This is a genomic window from Streptomyces sp. NPDC044704 (assembly GCF_056433525.1).
This window is the reverse complement of the sequence record NZ_JBWKGY010000009.1, coordinates 129,193-144,245: the sequence shown is the minus strand read 5'-3', so window position 1 is coordinate 144,245 and position 15,053 is coordinate 129,193. Positions and strand designations below refer to the sequence as shown.

The window sequence follows — 15,053 nt, the reverse complement described above, 5'->3', positions numbered from 1 at the left end:
GGCTCGTTCGAGCGGCGGGGCACCGTGGCCGTCCGGGCGGTCAGACGTCGAGCTGGTCGGCCACCGCGCGAAGCAGTCCGGCGATCTTCGTGCCGTGCACCTTGTCGGGGTAGCGGCCCCGCTCCAGCATCGGCGTGATGTTCTCCAGCAGGGTCGTCAGGTCCTGCACGATCGAGGCGAGCTCGTCGGGCTTGCGGCGCTGCGCGGCCGCGACCGAGGGCGCCGGATCCAGCACTGTCACGGAAAGTGCCTGGTCACCGCGTTGCCCCGCGACGACGCCGAACTCGACGCGCTGGCCGGGCTTGAGCGCGTCGACCCCGGCGGGGAGCACCGACGAGTGGACGAAGACGTCTCCGCCGTCGTCGCGGGAGAGAAAGCCGAAGCCCTTCTCGCTGTTGAACCACTTGACCTTGCCGGTAGGCACGTCCGTCCTCTGTCCTTGTACTCGTCGGGTCCGGTCGGCCGGGGTGAGCGGCTCCGGATAGCAGTGCAGCGGGTCCTTCGACCCGCCTCCTCCAGGCTAATGGTCCAGAAACGGGTGACAAGACGTTCCCCGGTCCTTCCCGGGGCCCTTCCGCCGTCCTTCCGGTTCACTGCTTCGGCCAGGGAACTACCCTGGTGGGGTGACTGTTACTCCTCATCCCGACGATGCGCGGCCCGGCGACGGACTCGTCAAGGCCGGCGGCATCGTGTTCATCGCGGGCGCGGTGGCGACCCTCGCGACGATGGCCCCGCTGTTCCTCGACGTCGATCCGTTCCCGTCGTACGCGTGGGCCGTGTGCATGCTGATGGGCGTCGGCTTCGCCATCTCGGCGGCGGGCGTGCTCCGCTCGGCCGCGGCGCAGCGCAAGGCGGCCCGGGCTTCCCAGGCCGCCTGAGGGGGGCGCGCCGCCGGACAGCCGACCGGAACGCCGCCCGGACCGCCGCCCCGCCCGGCTCAGGCCGCGCGGGCCGCCGCGTACTGCGCCAGCCACTGCGGGAGCGCGGTGAGGTCCGCGAGCACCACGTCGGCGCCCGCCGCGCGCAGTTCCGTCGCCGAGCACGGACCGGTCGCCACCGCCACGGACACCGCGCCGGCGGTCCGGGCACCCCGTACGTCGCCGACGTGGTCGCCGACGTAGACCTGCGCCCCGTACTCGCGCAGGGCTTCCGCCTTGGCCTCCGCCCACAGCCAGCCGACGACGGCGTCGGCCTCGATGCCGAGGTGCTCCAGGTGGTGGCGGGCGTTGGGCTCGTTCTTCGCGGTGACGACGATCGCCCGGCCGCCGAGGGCCTGGACGGCGGCGATGGCCTCACGGGCCCCCGGCATGGCCGGGGTCGGCTCGATGGCGTGTGTGGGATAGATCTCCCGGTAGCGGTCCCGCATCGCCGGGATCTCCGCCTCGGAGAACCAGTACGCGAGTTCCTCCTCCAGGGGCGGCCCGAGGCGCGTGATCGCCTCGTCCGCGTTGATGAAGGCACCCGTCTCGGCCGACAGCGCCTGGTACGTGGCCTTGATGCCGGGACGGGAGTCGATCAGGGTCATGTCGAGGTCGAAGCCGACCGTCAAAAGGGCGGCGCCGGTCACGGTGTGGGGGTGGGAGGTCATGGGCCCATTGTGCCGAGACCCCACCGGCTAAGCGGAACGAGGACTTAGCTTTGCCTTACCAGAACGTGAAATGTGGTGACATCCCGACCCCCGTTCTCGGGGCTCCCTCCAGGCTTTCTCCAAGGACGTGTCGCATTCGGCCGCCGGGCCCGCGACATCCGGCCGCACCGCTCAGCCGCTCCGCCACGCCCGACCGCGCCGCACCGGAGGGCACCCCGCCCGCCCGCCGGAGGCTAACCGCGGCGGGAACGCCACAAGAGGTACACCGCCGTCGCCAGCGCCGCCCCCCGGGCCAGGCCGGGCCACATGTCGTGGAACGCCGCGCCCAGCCCGTCGTCGGCCAGGGCCTCGCCCCAGCGGCCCGCGCGCCGGCCCCACAGCCACAGCACCGCCCCGGTGAAGATCCCGCCCGGCAGCCCGAAGACGACCCACTTGCGTTCCGTCGGCCCGAGCACCCGGGACCCGTACGCCACCAGCCAGCCGACGGCGAACAGCATCCAGTACCCGCTCAGCGCCCCCGCGACGAGGAGGACGGCGGCCAGCAGCAGGAACGTGTGCGGGCGGCGCCGGCCGGCCGGGGCCCCGGCCGCGTCGGGGGCGGGGGCGGCGGCCACCTTGCGCTGCTCGCGGCGTTCCCGGCGCTCGCGCAGGACCCGTACGAGCTTGCGCGTCCCCGACTCCGAAGGCCCCGGCGGCGTCGCGGGGGCGGGCGCGGAACCCGGCCCGGACCCGGATCCGTCGGGGTCGTCCTCCCGTTCCCGGAAGAGGTCCGGGATCTCGATGCCGCCCGCGAAACCCTCGACCTGCGGCCCGGTCCCGAGCGCGGCCGCGCCCGGCCCGACGCGCCACCAGTCGGGCTCGGCCCCGTCGGGGGTGCCGAGTTCGTCCAGCCCGGCGAGGTGCGGCGGCACGTTCCGCGGCTCCTCCGCCGGGGGCGGCGCGGGCCTGCGCCGCAGCCGGCCCCGCTGCGTCGGCACCGCGGCGGCCGCCACCTCCGGGACGGTGACCGGCGCCGGCGCCGCGGCGCGCGTCAGCTCGCCCACGGTGTCCAGGACCTCCTCCGGCGTCCCGATCCGCTCCAGGATGCCGCGTACGGCCGCCGTGGTCTCCGGTTCGTACGTGGCGCGCCGACGGTCGATCTCGTCCCGCAGTCCCGACACCAGCCGCATCCGGTCACCCGACGACAGCTGCCGTCGCTGCGCCAAGTCCCCGACCCGGCTCAGATATTCGTAGACCAGATGGTCGCTCTCGATGCCCACGCCCCGGCTCCTCACGTCCCGCCTGCCCCGAAGGTAGCGCGTGCGCCCGTGGAGCGGCCGTCGGCGCAACGGATACCGTTGACCGGATGGGGACCGGCCGACTGACCGGCCGACGTGACCAGGAGGCGACAACGTGCCCGAGGCAAGCACCGCTGCGGCATCCCCGCGCTCCCTCGCCGAGGCGCTGCGCGCCCGCGACGACGTGGCCCTCGCCGCCCTGCTGCACGCGCGCCCCGACCTGCTGAACCCGGTGCCCGGCGACGTCACCCAGCTGGCGACCCGCGCCGGGACCCGCGCGTCGGTGGTGCGCGCCCTGGACCGCCTGGACCGGTTCGCCCTCCAGACGGCGGAGGCCCTCGCGGTGGCCCCGGACCCGTGCCCGTACGCGGTACTGGAGTCGCTGCTGACCGGGGAGAACGGGGCGGACGCCGCGGAGGGCGGCCCGGCCCGTGCGGAGCTGCCGCGGGCGCTCGGGACGCTGCGCGACCAGGCCCTGGTGTGGGGGGACGAGGACCGGCTGCGGCTGGTGCGGACCGCCCGGGAGCTGCTCGCGCCGTCCGCGCAGCGGTCCTCCCCGACGGGGCTCGGGCCGACGGTGTCCGAGGCGACGGCCGGCATGTCGCCGACCCGGATCCAGGAGATCGTGGCGGCCGTCGGGCTGCCCCCGACCCACGACGCGGTGTCCGCGGTGACCGCCCTGACCGGGCTGTTCACCGACCGGGAACGGATGTCCGCGCTGCTGGACGAGGCCCCGGCCGAGGCCCACCAGGTGCTGGGGCGGCTCGTGTGGGGGCCGCCGTACGGGGAGGTGACCCCGCAGCCCGCCCCGCCGGTGCGGTGGCTGCGCGACCGGGGTCTGCTGCTGCCCGCTTCGGCACGGACCGTCGTCCTGCCCCGCGAGGTGGCGCTGCACCTGCGGGGCGGGCTCGCGCACCGGCGGACGGCCCCGCTGGCGCCGCCGGTCGGCGCGCGCCGCGAGCACCGTCCACAGCTTGTGGACGCGAACGCCGCCGGGCAGGCGCTGGCCGCGCTGGCCACCGTCGAGGAGCTGGTGAAGTCCTGGGAACACGCCGGGCCGGCCGTCCTTAGGGCGGGCGGGCTCGCGGTGCGGGACCTGAAGCGGGCCGCGGCGACGCTGGACACCACCGAGCCGTCGGCGGCGTTCTGGATCGAACTGGCCTACGCGGCCGGGCTGCTGGCCAGCGACGGGGAGGCGGACGAACGGTACGCGCCGACCCCGGCCTTCGACCTCTGGTGCGAACTCCCGCCCGCCGAACGCTGGTCGGCACTGGCCTCGGCCTGGCTCCCGGCCACCCGTACGGCCGGTCTCGTCGGCGAGCAGGACGCCAAGGGCCGCACCCTGTCGACGCTGGGCCCCGACCTGGACCGGTCGGCGGCGCCCGAGGTGCGCCGCCGGGTCCTGGACCTGATCGCCGACCTGCCGGAGGGCGGTTCGCCCGACCCGGACGCCCTGCTGGACCGGCTCGCCTGGGAGCGTCCGGTGCGCGGTACGAGCGACCTGCGGGCCCGGCTCGCGCACTGGACGCTGACCGAGGCGGAGGTCCTCGGCGTCACCGGCCGCGGCGCGGTCAGCGCGTTCGGCCGGGCGCTGCTGGAACACCGGGACCCGGCGCCGCTGCTGGCCCCGCTGCTGCCCGAGCCGGTGGACCACGTCCTGCTCCAGGCCGACCTGACGGCGGTGGCGCCGGGACCGCTGCGCCGGCCGCTCGGCGACACCCTGGCCGTGCTCGCGGACGTGGAGTCCAAGGGCGGGGCGACGGTGTACCGCTTCACGCCGGGCTCGGTACGCCGGGCCCTGGACGCCGGGCACACCGCCGTCGACCTGCACGCCTTCCTCGCCGAGCACAGCCGGACCCCCGTGCCGCAGCCGCTGTCGTACCTGATCGACGACGTGGCGAGACGGCACGGGCACCTGCGCGTCGGCGCGGCCTCCTCGTACGTGCGCTGCGACGACGACGGCATGCTCAACGAGATCCTGGCCGACAAGCGCTCCGCGGGGCTGGGCCTGCGCCGCCTCGCGCCGACCGTGCTGGCCGCGCAGGCCGAACCGGGGGCGCTGCTCGACGGGTTGCGGGCGATGGGGTACGCGCCGGCGGCGGAGTCCCGTACGGGCGACGTGCTGGTGGCGCGGGCCGACGCGCACCGCACCCCGGCGCGTTCGGCGCCGGTCCCCGTCCCGGACGGGCCGCCGGTACCGGACGCGACGCTGCTGGGCGCGGCGGTACGGGCGATCCGCGCGGGCGACCTGGCGGCGACGGCGGTCCGCAAGGAGCCGCCGCCGGGCTCCTCGGCCGACTCCGCGGCTCCGGCCCCCGGCGAGCTGCCGCGGACGAGCGCGGCGGAGACCCTGGCGACGGTCCAGGCGGCCGCGCTGACCGGCTCGGCGGTGTGGATCGGCTACGTGAACGCGGAAGGCTCGGCGAGCCAGCGCGTCATCGCCCCGGTCCGCGTGGAGGGCGGCTTCGTCACCGGCTACGACCACACGGCAGACGAGGTCCGCACCTACCCCCTCCACCGCATCACGGGCGTAGCCGAACTGGCAGAAGACCAGGTCTGACCCCACCCCACCCGCCCCCTTGCGCCCCCACTCCAGCCCCGCCGGCGTTTGAGGCGCGGGGGCCCGGGGGCAGAGCCCCCGGCAACGGCGCCGCACCCGCCCGTGGCCCGGGCGCAGCCCGCCCCACCCCAGCCCCGCCGGCGCTTGAGGCGCAGGGGCCCGGGGGCGGAACCCCCGGCAGCGGCGCCGCACCCGCACGGGTCCGGGCGGAGCCCGGGGAACGGAGGAAGGGCGGGGCGGGGAGCTGCACCGCGCAGCGGCACCCCCGAAAACCCGGTGGATCAGCGGCCAGCGCCCCGGCAGGGTGACCCCATGCCCCAAACCCCCACCCACCAGATCCGCGCCGCCCACACCGCCACCACCGTGACGGTGTACCAGGCCTACGCCCCGCACCTGGGCACCCCCGCGGCCCGCGACGGCCGGTTCCCACCCGCCTGGAAGCGGGAGCGGATGACGTGGATCAAGCCGTCGTTCCTGTGGATGATGTACCGCTGCGGCTGGGCCACCAAGGCCGATCAGGAGACGGTCCTGGCGATCGAGATCACCCGCGAGGGCTTCGACCGGGCGCTGGCCCAGGCGTGCCTGTCGCACTACGTGCCGGGCGTCCACGCGGACCGCGCCGCCTGGCAGGAGGCCCTCGCGGCGGCCCCGACGCGGGTCCAGTGGGACCCCGAACGGGACCCGCACCTGAACCCGCTGCCGTACCGCTCCCTCCAGCTGGGCCTGTCGGGCCCCGCCTCGCGGGCCTACGCGGACGAGTGGACGGTGTCCATCCGCGACGTCACCCCGCTGGCCCGGGAGATCCACGGCCTGGTCCGGGCCGGCCGGGACGCGGACGCGACCGCCCTGCTCCCGGCCGAAACCCCCTATCCGGCGGGACCGCTCCCCCACCTGGGCGCGTAGCCCTGGGCGCGTAGCCGCCCTCAGCGGGGCGCGTAGTCGATCCGCCCGGCGTCGAAGGGCCACGCCTCGCGGAGCCAGCGCGACACCGCCGCGTGGACGGGGGCGTCGAGGTACGCCCGGTCGGCCCGTACCCACGAGGTCACGCGCACCCGCTCCGGCGCGTCCTTGGCGGGGTACACGTACAGGCACCCGATGACGTCGCCCTGGCCCGCCCCCTCCAGCACCGTGTACGTGAACCCGCGCCGTTCCTCGAAGTCGCGGGCGTGACGCACCAGGTCGGCGAGGTTGGCCTCGGCGCTCATGCCCTCCGCCGGCGGCCAGCCGCCGAGGAAGCCGGGGGTGGCGCGGACGTGCTCGATGCTGCCGCTCCAGGCGGCGAGGTCCCGCTCGTTGTGCTGCGGGCCGAGCGGCTCCAGCCGGAAGCCCTCCCCGTCGAGGGTGCGCGGCACCTCGAACCCGTCCGGTACGAAATCCTGCTTATCTTCGGTCATGTGCGGACGCTATGCGCCCGCCGAGCGGGTGTCAGCGCCTTTTCCACCGGCCACCGGTCGTCGACGTGCCGCCCGTACCCGGCGACGGCGAGGACCTTCGCCCAACCGCCCCCACCGGCCCCGCGCACCGAGCGTGCCGCGCTGGGGCGAAGCCGTCCTCGGCGTCCTCTCCGAGGCCGGCCCCGGGCCCGGGGCCGAGTCGGCGCCCTGCGCGTCCTGCGCGCCCACGTGAGCGGCGGCATCCGGCGGGAGCCCCTCGGCGTCCTCCCCGGCGCGGGCACCGCCGTCGCCGCGCTCCCCCCGGCGGAGTCCCCGTGCCTGACCGGGACGGGCCCGCCCCGCCCCCTCCCCCGCCCCGGACGCCGGGGTGCCACGGCGGCCCGGTGCTGCTCCGGCGCGGCCTCGCCCCGGGCCCGCGCTGACGCCCCGCCCGTGAACCCCCGTACGTGAGGCACACTGGAGGTTTGGCCGAACGGAAAGGTGCTCCCGTGAACTCAGGCCCACTCATCGTCCAGAGCGACAAAACCCTCCTCCTGGAGGTCGACCACGAGCTCGCCGGGGCAGCGCGCCGCGCCATCGCCCCGTTCGCCGAGCTGGAGCGGGCTCCCGAGCACATCCACACCTACCGGATCACCCCGCTCGGCCTGTGGAACGCCCGGGCCGCCGGGCACGACGCCGAGCAGGTCGTCGACGCGCTCGTCGAGTTCTCCCGCTACCCCGTCCCGCACGCGCTGCTCGTCGACGTCGCCGAGACGATGGCCCGGTACGGCCGCCTCACCCTGTCCAAGCACCCCGTCCACGGGCTGGTCCTGACCAGCACCGACCGGCCGGTGCTGGAGGAGATCCTGCGGTCCAAGAAGGTCGCACCGCTGGTCGGCGCCCGGCTCGACCCCGACACCGTCGCCGTGCACCCCTCCGAGCGCGGGCAGATCAAGCAGACCCTCCTCAAGCTGGGCTGGCCGGCCGAGGACCTCGCCGGGTACGTCGACGGCGAGGCGCACCCGATCGACCTCGTCGAGGACGGCTGGGCGCTGCGCCCCTACCAGCAGCAGGCCGTCGAGGGCTTCTGGCACGGCGGCTCCGGGGTGGTCGTGCTGCCCTGTGGCGCGGGCAAGACGCTGGTCGGCGCCGGCGCCATGGCCAAGGCGCGGGCGACCACGCTGATCCTGGTCACCAACACCGTCTCCGCCCGCCAGTGGAAGCACGAGCTGGTCAAGCGGACCTCGCTGACGGAGGAGGAGATCGGCGAGTACTCCGGCACCCGCAAGGAGATCCGGCCCGTCACGATCGCCACCTACCAGGTCCTGACGACCAAGCGGAAGGGCGTCTACCCTCACCTGGAGCTGTTCGACTCCCGTGACTGGGGCCTGATCCTGTACGACGAGGTCCACCTGCTGCCCGCACCGGTCTTCAAGTTCACCGCCGACCTCCAGGCCCGCCGCCGCCTCGGCCTGACCGCCACCCTCGTGCGCGAGGACGGCCGCGAGTCGGACGTCTTCTCCCTCATCGGGCCCAAGCGGTTCGACGCCCCGTGGAAGGAGATCGAGGCGCAGGGCTACATCGCGCCCGCCGACTGCGTCGAGGTCCGGGTCAACCTCACCGAGTCGGAGCGGCTCGCGTACGCGACCGCCGAGACGGAGGAGAAGTACCGCTTCTGCGCGACGACCGCGACGAAGCGGAAGGTCACCGAGGCACTGGTGCGCAAGCACCAGGGCGAGCAGACGCTGGTCATCGGGCAGTACATCGACCAGCTCGACGAGCTCGGCGAACACCTGGACGCGCCCGTCATCAAGGGCGAGACCTCCAACGCGCAGCGCGAGAAGCTCTTCAACGCCTTCCGCGAGGGCGAGATCAGCGTGCTGGTCGTCTCGAAGGTCGCGAACTTCTCCATCGACCTGCCCGAGGCGACCGTCGCCATCCAGGTGTCCGGCACGTTCGGCTCCCGCCAGGAAGAGGCGCAGCGCCTCGGCCGGGTGCTGCGCCCGAAGGCGGACGGGCACGAGGCGCGGTTCTACTCGGTCGTCGCGCGCGACACCATCGACCAGGACTTCGCCGCCCACCGCCAGCGCTTCCTGGCGGAGCAGGGCTACGCTTACCGGATCATGGACGCCGACGAACTGCTGGCCGACGGCTGACCGCACACCCCGCCGCCCCTCCCCGACCGCGCGTCGCCCCGCCCCGGGACGGCGACCTCCCCACGCCCGGCCGCCCCGCGCCCGGCCGCCCCTCCCGGGGCGGGGCACACCGGGGCGGCGGCCGGGCCCGTAGGGCCCTGGTCCCCGCACCGCAGCGCGGCCCGGGCCCGGCGGCGGCCCAGGGCGGCGGTGAGGACGGCCAGCAGTGGAACGGCCCACACCCACAGGTGGGGCCAGTGGAGCAGCAGGTCCCGCCCGGTCCGGGGGAGGTGCCGGGCCCAGAAGTCGGCAGAGGCCTGCGGGAGCACCAGCAGGCCCAGCAGGCCGGTCCCGGCGAACCCGGCCAGGGCGGTCAGCCCGGCCCGGACCCGGCCGGTCAGCAGCAGGTACGGGATGAAGACCGCCGGAGTCAGGGTGATCCCGGCGGCGGTGCCCAGCGCGAAGCCCCTGCCGAGGGCGGTGCGCGCCCGGCCCAGGTCCCAGACGGCCAGGCAGGCGAGCGCCAGGTTGATCTGGCCGGGCAGCGGGGTCTGGAACAGCGGCTCCAGCCACAGCCCGGCGATGGTGGCGGCCAGGACGGGGCCCGGCCGGCCCCTCAGTCCCGCGAGGCGGCAGGACAGCAGGATCAGCAGGGCGAGCAGGCCTGCGTTGCCGAGGACGAGCACGGCCTTCAGTACGCCGGACGGCAGCCAGGCGGCCGGCGTGAACAGGATCGCGGCGAACGGCGGATAGGCGGCGGGCGGATGCCACTCGGCGGCGGAGAAACCGTGGACGAGGGCCTCGGCCATCGGCACGCGCAGGGCGATGCACAACACGCCCAGGGCCAGCAGCGAGCCCGTGACCAGCAGACCGGCGAGGGGCGACGGCGAGCGGTCGGGATCGGAGCTCCGGGTCACGCGCGTGACCCTAGTGGATCAGCGCGCCGGTGCCGCCGGGATCAGGCCACGGCCCGCGCAAGGTCACGCCCCCGGACGGCAGGAACCCCGGCGCCGGGCCGCCTACGGCCCCTGCGGCCCCCGGCCGGTGGAGGGGACCGGTCAGCGGCGTATGACGCCCGCGTCCTCGGCGTATTCACCGAGGACGACGACGCTCACCGCGGTGGCGGCGAAGACCTTCGCGGCGCGCAGGACGCTGCCGAGGCCGTGACGGGAACGGTGGTCGGAGGTGGCGGTGGCGCCGCTCGGGCGGCCGCCCCGGATCGGGGTGAAGGTTGCGGTGCTCATGTATCCATGGTCCGTCCCGCCCCCTCCCCGCGCATCGCCCTGCGGAGGGAATCCCCGGGCCTCCCGTGTCCTCCTCACGACCCACGCCACCCCCTAGGGAATGGCTCCAAGGTCTGACCCTCTCCCGTATGACACCCGTACGGGGGTCCTGTCACCCCAGGACTTCCGGCCCGGATAACCGTTCGCGCGCCGCGCCCCCGGTGACTAGAATCTCCGCTCTTGCCGCCTCCCGCCGCCCCATCGGGGAGAGCCGCCCGCCGCACGGAAACCGGCGGGCATCTGTTCCGTACCAGCAGCTGGAGGCAGTCCCGTGCCCGCGCACGCCCCCGAATCCGACCCGCTCGCCCGCGAACGGTCCCACCTGACCGCCTCCCGCTCCGCCCTCCGCGCGATGCGCGAGGACGTCGAGGCCCTCGACATCCGCGACGTCACCGCGAACTGGGTCAACGCCATCGTCCTCCAGGCGCAGATCGACGACCGCATCAAGGCCCTGGCCGACCTCGCCCACACCCCGCTGTTCTTCGGCCGCCTCGACTACCTGCACGCGCCCGGCGCGGAGCTGGCCGAGGGCGCCGAGGGCGAGCAGTTCTACATCGGCCGCCGCCACGTCCACGACGCCGACGGCGACCCGATGGTCATCGACTGGCGCGCGCCCGTCTCCCAGCCGTTCTACCGCGCCTCCAAGGCGGACCCGCAGGACGTCGCCCTGCGCCGCCGCTTCGGGTACACGGGCGGCGAACTGACCGCGTACGAGGACGAGCACCTCTCCGACCCCGCCGAGGCGGCCGCCGTCAGCAAGCTCCTCCAGCAGGAGATCGAGCGGCCCCGCGTCGGCCCCATGCGCGACATCGTCGCGACGATCCAACCGGAGCAGGACGAGATCGTCCGCTCCGGCCTGTCCGGATCCGTCTGTGTACAGGGCGGCCCCGGCACCGGGAAGACGGCCGTCGGCCTGCACCGCGTCGCGTACCTCCTCTACGCGCACCGCGACCGCCTCGCCCGTACCGGCACCCTCGTCATCGGGCCGAACCGTTCCTTCCTCCACTACATCGAGCAGGTCCTGCCGGCCCTGGGCGAGCTGGAGGTCAAGCAGGCCACCGTCGACGACCTCGTCACCCGCCCCGGTCTGGAGGTGCGCGGCGCCGACGAGGCCGCGACGGCCGTGGTCAAGGGCGACGCCCGGATGGCCCGCGTCCTGCGCGACGCCGTCCGCTCGCACGTCACCCCGCCCACCGAGCCCCTGATGGTGGTGCGCGGCTCGCGCCGCTGGCGGGTCCCGGCGTACGAGCTCGCGGAGATCGTCGAGGAGCTCCAGAAGCGCGACATCCGCTACGGCGCGGCCCGCGATGCGCTGCCGCAGCGCATCGCGCACCAGATCCTCGTCCGCATGGAGCAGGCGGGCGAGGCCCCCGACGACCGCGTGCAGGACGCGGTGGCCCGCAACGCGGCCGTCAAGGCGGCCGTGAAGGAGATCTGGCCGCCGGTGGACCCGGCCAAGCTGGTGCTGCGGCTGCTGTCCGACCCGGAGTTCCTCGCGGTCCACGCCGAGGGCGTCCTCACCGCCGACGAGCAGAAGCTCCTGCTGTGGCCCAAGCCGTACCGCAGCGCGAAGTCGGCGAAGTGGTCGGCGGCGGACCTGGTCCTCATCGACGAGGCCGCCGACCTGGTGGAACGCACCCACTCCCTGGGGCACGTCGTCCTCGACGAGGCCCAGGACCTGTCCCCGATGCAGTACCGGGCCGTGGGCCGGCGCTGCACGACGGGCTCGGCGACGATCCTCGGCGACCTCGCGCAGGGCACGACCGCGTGGGCGACGCGGAGCTGGGACGAGGCCCTGACGCACCTGGGCAAGCCGGAGGCGGTCGTCGAGGAACTCACGGCGGGCTTCCGCGTGCCGCGCGAGGTCATCGCGTACGCGTCCCGGCTGCTGCCGGCGATCTCCCCGGGGCTGGCCCCCGTCTCCTCGGTCCGCGAGACCCCCGGGTCCCTGACGGTCACGCACACCACCGACCTCACGCCGGCCGTGGTCGACGCCTGCCGGGCCTCGCTCGCGCACGAGGGGTCGATCGGCCTGATCGCGGCGGACGCCCGGATCCCGGCGCTGGCGGAAGCCCTCCTGGAGGCGGGCCTGCCGTACCTGGCGCCCGGCGAGGAGACCACGGCGCAGTCACGGCTGACGCTGGTGCCGGCGTCGCTGGCGAAGGGCCTGGAGTACGACTACGTCGTCCTCGACGAGCCGGCGGCCATCGTCGACGCCGAGCCGGACGAACGCACGGGGCTCCGCCGCCTGTACGTCTGCCTCACCCGAGCCGTCTCCGGCCTGACGACCCTCCACTCAACCCCCCTCCCCACACCCCTGACCTGACCCCCACGCCTCAACCAACGGCGGGCCGGGGCCCCAACCAACACCGGAGGTTCCCGGGGCTCCGCCCCAGCCCCCGCGCCTCAAGCGCCGGCGAGGCTGAAGTGGGCCGGCAACGCAGCGGACCCTACGCAAGCCGGCCCGGCGGAGCCGGGAAACCCTGGGGCTCCGCCCCAGACCCCGCGCCTCAAACGCCGGCGAGGCTGAAGCGGGCCGACGAGGCCGGAATGGGCCAGCAAGGCCGACAAGGCAGCAGCCCCCGCGCCAGCCGGACATGCCAGCGGGACTGAAGCAGCCCACCGACCTCACGGGAGCCGCAATCGCCACGAAGCGGCCCCCCGGCCTCACGGGCGCCGCGATCGCAGCGAAGCGACCCACCGGACCCACGGGAGCCACGGGACCCACGGGACCCACGGGACCCACGGGACCCACGGGCGCCACGATCGCCACGGGCGCCACGGGCGCCACGGGCGCCACGGGCGCCACGGGACCCACGGGCGCCACGGGACCCACGGGCGCCACGGGACCCACGGGACCCGCGGGACCCACGGGACCCGCGGGAGCCGCGGGAGCCGCGGGAGCCGCGGGAGCCGCGGGAGCCGCGGAGCGGCCCAACCCGGAACCGACCCGTCCCAACCCCCCCGCACCCGCACCCGCACCGGAACCGTCCCGGGCCGGGGGTGGGGACGGGGTGGGGGGTCGGCCGGGGCTCAAACGTGATTTGTTGGCGCCCTGTCCCGCCCGGCAGACCAAGTCCGGACGAGGCGCCATAAATCATGCCCGCCCCGGCCGACCCCCCCCCCCGGCCCCGCCCCCGGCCCCACCCGCAGCCCCCCACCGGGGGAACGGCACCACCCCCCGCCCGGCCAGGGCAGAGGCAGGGTGGGCCCTACCCCACCGCCCTACCCCACCGCCCTACCCCACCGCCCCCCGCCACTGCGCCACCGCCGCCGCCGAGACCGGGTGGTCCCAGCCCGACGGCCGGGCCGCGCCCCCGATGTGGAACGCGTCGATCCCCGCCTCCCGCAGCCTCGGCAGGTGCGCGAGGGACAGCCCCCCGCCGACCAGGATCCGCGCCCCGTACCCCGGCTCGCCGGCCCCCGACCGCGCCGCCTCGGCCAGCAGCACCGGCATCCCCTCCGACACCCCCGCCGCCGACCCGGCCGTCAGGTACGTGTCCAGCCCGGGCAGGTCCGCGAGCGCCTTCCGCAGCTGGTCCCGGTCCGCGGAGCGGTCGATCGCCCGGTGGAAGGTCCACCGGCAGCCGTCGAGCTCCGCCACCACCGCCTCCACCGCCTCCACGTCCGCGCTGCCGTCCGGGTTCAGGAACCCGAGTACGAACTCCTCCGCGCCCTCCGCCCGCAGCCCCCGCGCCGCCTCCACCAGCCCGGCCAGGGCACCCGCGGCGAACCCGTCCGTCCTGCGGAGCATCACGCGCAGCGGGATGTCGACCGCCGCCCTGATCGCCGCGAAGGTCTCGCGCGGCGGGGTGAGCCCGTCGGCGGCCATGTCGGTGACCAGTTCGAGTCGGTCCGCCCCACCGGCCTGGGCGGCGACCGCGTCCTCCACGTCGAGGGCGATCACCTCCAGGAGCGCACGGTTGCTCATGTGATCCCATCCTTAGGAAAGAAATCTGCTCGTATGACCCGAGTGACCCGAGTGACCCGAGCCGGGCCGGTACGGGCCGGTACAGGCCGTACGGGCCGGTACGGAAAATAGGTCTAGTCCAATATCCAGGGTACGGCCCCCCGCCCCCACCCCACCAGCACAATCACGCCACCCCCACAATGTGCGCATGAACACGGCTCCCGAGCACACCGACACCCCACAGGACGAGGACCTCCGCGCGCGCTGGCGGGCGACCGTCACCGCCGCCGGCGCGGACCCCGCCGTCGACCCCGCCCCCTACGCCGACCGGCTCCTCACCGCCTGGGCCGAGCCGCAGCGCGAGTACCACACCACCACCCACCTCGCCGACGTCCTCGCGCGGATCGACGTACTGGCGGGCCACGCCGCCGACCCGGCCGCCGTCGAGCTCGCGGCCTGGTTCCACGACGCCGTGTACCGGCCCGACCGCTCCGAGAACGAGGAGCGCAGCGCGGTCCTCGCCGAACGCGCCCTCCCCGAGCTCGGCGTCGACCCCGCCCGCACCGCCGAGACGGCCCGCCTGGTCCGGCTGACCGTCACCCACGACCCCGCCCCCGGCGACACCAACGGCGAGGCCCTCTGCGACGCCGACCTCGCCGTCCTCGCCGGAACCCCGGACGCGTACGCCGCCTACGCCGCCGCCGTCCGCGCGGAGTACGGATTCGTCCCGGACGACGCCTTCCGCGCCGGCCGCGCCGCCGTGCTGCGCCAGCTCATCGCCCTCCCCCGCCTCTTCCGCACCCCGTACGGCACCGCCCACTGGGAAGCCCCGGCCCGCCGCAACCTGGCCGCCGAGCTCGACGCCCTCACCGACGTGACCTGACATACGGACCGTCACACGGGAATGCGCCCCGCTAAGACCTGGTT

13 protein-coding genes are annotated in these 15,053 nt (G+C 75.3%); 6 read left to right on the top strand and 7 right to left on the bottom strand.

Annotated features, from left to right (window positions below):
• Positions 1–40 precede the first annotated feature (40 nt).
• Positions 41–424 carry a cold-shock protein gene (locus AC07B0_RS22900; protein ID WP_030012939.1) on the bottom strand — a complete coding sequence of 128 codons (384 nt, stop codon included), beginning with the start codon at positions 422–424 and terminating at the stop codon, positions 41–43.
• A 199-nt stretch (positions 425–623) separates the two neighbouring features.
• Between AC07B0_RS22900 and AC07B0_RS22895 the strand changes: the two genes are divergently transcribed.
• Positions 624–878, top strand: a complete 255-nt coding sequence (locus tag AC07B0_RS22895) for a hypothetical protein (protein ID WP_356875896.1) — start codon at positions 624–626, stop codon at positions 876–878.
• Positions 879–937: 59 nt separating this feature from the next.
• Here AC07B0_RS22895 and AC07B0_RS22890 read toward each other — a convergent pair whose 3' ends face one another.
• Together AC07B0_RS22890 and AC07B0_RS22885 are read right to left on the bottom strand one after the other, a co-directional pair.
• On the bottom strand, positions 938–1,588 hold the full coding sequence (locus tag AC07B0_RS22890) for an HAD family hydrolase (RefSeq protein ID WP_356875898.1): 651 nt from the start codon (positions 1,586–1,588) through the stop codon (positions 938–940).
• Between the two features lie 233 nt (positions 1,589–1,821).
• Positions 1,822–2,847, bottom strand: coding sequence for a hypothetical protein (locus AC07B0_RS22885; protein ID WP_469380606.1), 1,026 nt, complete (start codon positions 2,845–2,847; stop codon positions 1,822–1,824).
• 133 nt (positions 2,848–2,980) lie between these two features.
• Between AC07B0_RS22885 and AC07B0_RS22880 the strand changes: the two genes are divergently transcribed.
• Both AC07B0_RS22880 and AC07B0_RS22875 read left to right on the top strand, forming a co-directional pair.
• The gene (locus AC07B0_RS22880; protein ID WP_469380604.1) at positions 2,981–5,425 is read left to right on the top strand and encodes a helicase-associated domain-containing protein; all 2,445 of its coding nucleotides are present in this window, start codon (positions 2,981–2,983) and stop codon (positions 5,423–5,425) included.
• 312 nt (positions 5,426–5,737) lie between these two features.
• On the top strand, positions 5,738–6,328 hold the full coding sequence (locus AC07B0_RS22875; RefSeq protein ID WP_469380602.1) for a DUF4291 domain-containing protein: 591 nt from the start codon (positions 5,738–5,740) through the stop codon (positions 6,326–6,328).
• A 20-nt stretch (positions 6,329–6,348) separates the two neighbouring features.
• On the opposite strand, the gene AC07B0_RS22870 is transcribed toward AC07B0_RS22875, so the two are convergent.
• Complete coding sequence (locus AC07B0_RS22870) at positions 6,349–6,819, bottom strand: N-acetyltransferase (RefSeq protein ID WP_469380600.1); 471 nt, start codon at positions 6,817–6,819, stop codon at positions 6,349–6,351.
• 488 nt (positions 6,820–7,307) lie between these two features.
• Here AC07B0_RS22870 and AC07B0_RS22865 point away from each other — a divergent pair, with 488 nt between their 5' ends.
• Positions 7,308–8,954, top strand: coding sequence for a DNA repair helicase XPB (locus AC07B0_RS22865; RefSeq protein ID WP_356875910.1), 1,647 nt, complete (start codon positions 7,308–7,310; stop codon positions 8,952–8,954).
• Here AC07B0_RS22865 and AC07B0_RS22860 read toward each other — a convergent pair.
• Both AC07B0_RS22860 and AC07B0_RS22855 read right to left on the bottom strand, forming a co-directional pair.
• Positions 8,912–9,850, bottom strand: coding sequence for a glycosyltransferase family 87 protein (locus AC07B0_RS22860; RefSeq protein ID WP_478898810.1), 939 nt, complete (start codon positions 9,848–9,850; stop codon positions 8,912–8,914). The genes AC07B0_RS22865 and AC07B0_RS22860 overlap by 43 nt on opposite strands.
• Before the next feature lie 141 nt (positions 9,851–9,991).
• Positions 9,992–10,177: a hypothetical protein gene (locus AC07B0_RS22855; RefSeq protein ID WP_356875914.1), complete on the bottom strand. Its 186-nt coding sequence runs from the start codon at positions 10,175–10,177 to the stop codon at positions 9,992–9,994.
• A gap of 310 nt (positions 10,178–10,487) precedes the next feature.
• Here AC07B0_RS22855 and AC07B0_RS22850 point away from each other — a divergent pair, with 310 nt between their 5' ends.
• The gene (locus tag AC07B0_RS22850) at positions 10,488–12,542 is read left to right on the top strand and encodes a HelD family protein (protein ID WP_478898809.1); all 2,055 of its coding nucleotides are present in this window, start codon (positions 10,488–10,490) and stop codon (positions 12,540–12,542) included.
• A gap of 912 nt (positions 12,543–13,454) precedes the next feature.
• Here AC07B0_RS22850 and AC07B0_RS22845 read toward each other — a convergent pair.
• Positions 13,455–14,147, bottom strand: a complete 693-nt coding sequence (locus tag AC07B0_RS22845; RefSeq protein ID WP_478898808.1) for a copper homeostasis protein CutC — start codon at positions 14,145–14,147, stop codon at positions 13,455–13,457.
• Between the two features lie 187 nt (positions 14,148–14,334).
• On the opposite strand from AC07B0_RS22845, the gene AC07B0_RS22840 reads away from it, so the two are divergent.
• A complete protein-coding gene (locus AC07B0_RS22840; RefSeq protein ID WP_356875920.1) occupies positions 14,335–15,009 on the top strand; it encodes an HD domain-containing protein in 675 nt (224 codons plus the stop codon).
• The last annotated feature ends 44 nt before the right edge of the window (positions 15,010–15,053 follow it).

What these genes read in the sequence shown, in the direction of transcription:
- AC07B0_RS22890 (WP_356875898.1), bottom strand. Translation starts at nt 1,588, where the DNA reads ATGACCTCCCACCCCCACACCGTGACCGGCGCCGCCCTTTTGACGGTC.
- AC07B0_RS22875 (WP_469380602.1), top strand. Translation starts at nt 5,738, where the DNA reads ATGCCCCAAACCCCCACCCACCAGATCCGCGCCGCCCACACCGCCACC.
- AC07B0_RS22870 (WP_469380600.1), bottom strand. Translation starts at nt 6,819, where the DNA reads ATGACCGAAGATAAGCAGGATTTCGTACCGGACGGGTTCGAGGTGCCG.
- AC07B0_RS22855 (WP_356875914.1), bottom strand. Translation starts at nt 10,177, where the DNA reads ATGAGCACCGCAACCTTCACCCCGATCCGGGGCGGCCGCCCGAGCGGC.
- AC07B0_RS22845 (WP_478898808.1), bottom strand. Translation starts at nt 14,147, where the DNA reads ATGAGCAACCGTGCGCTCCTGGAGGTGATCGCCCTCGACGTGGAGGAC.
- AC07B0_RS22840 (WP_356875920.1), top strand. Translation starts at nt 14,335, where the DNA reads ATGAACACGGCTCCCGAGCACACCGACACCCCACAGGACGAGGACCTC.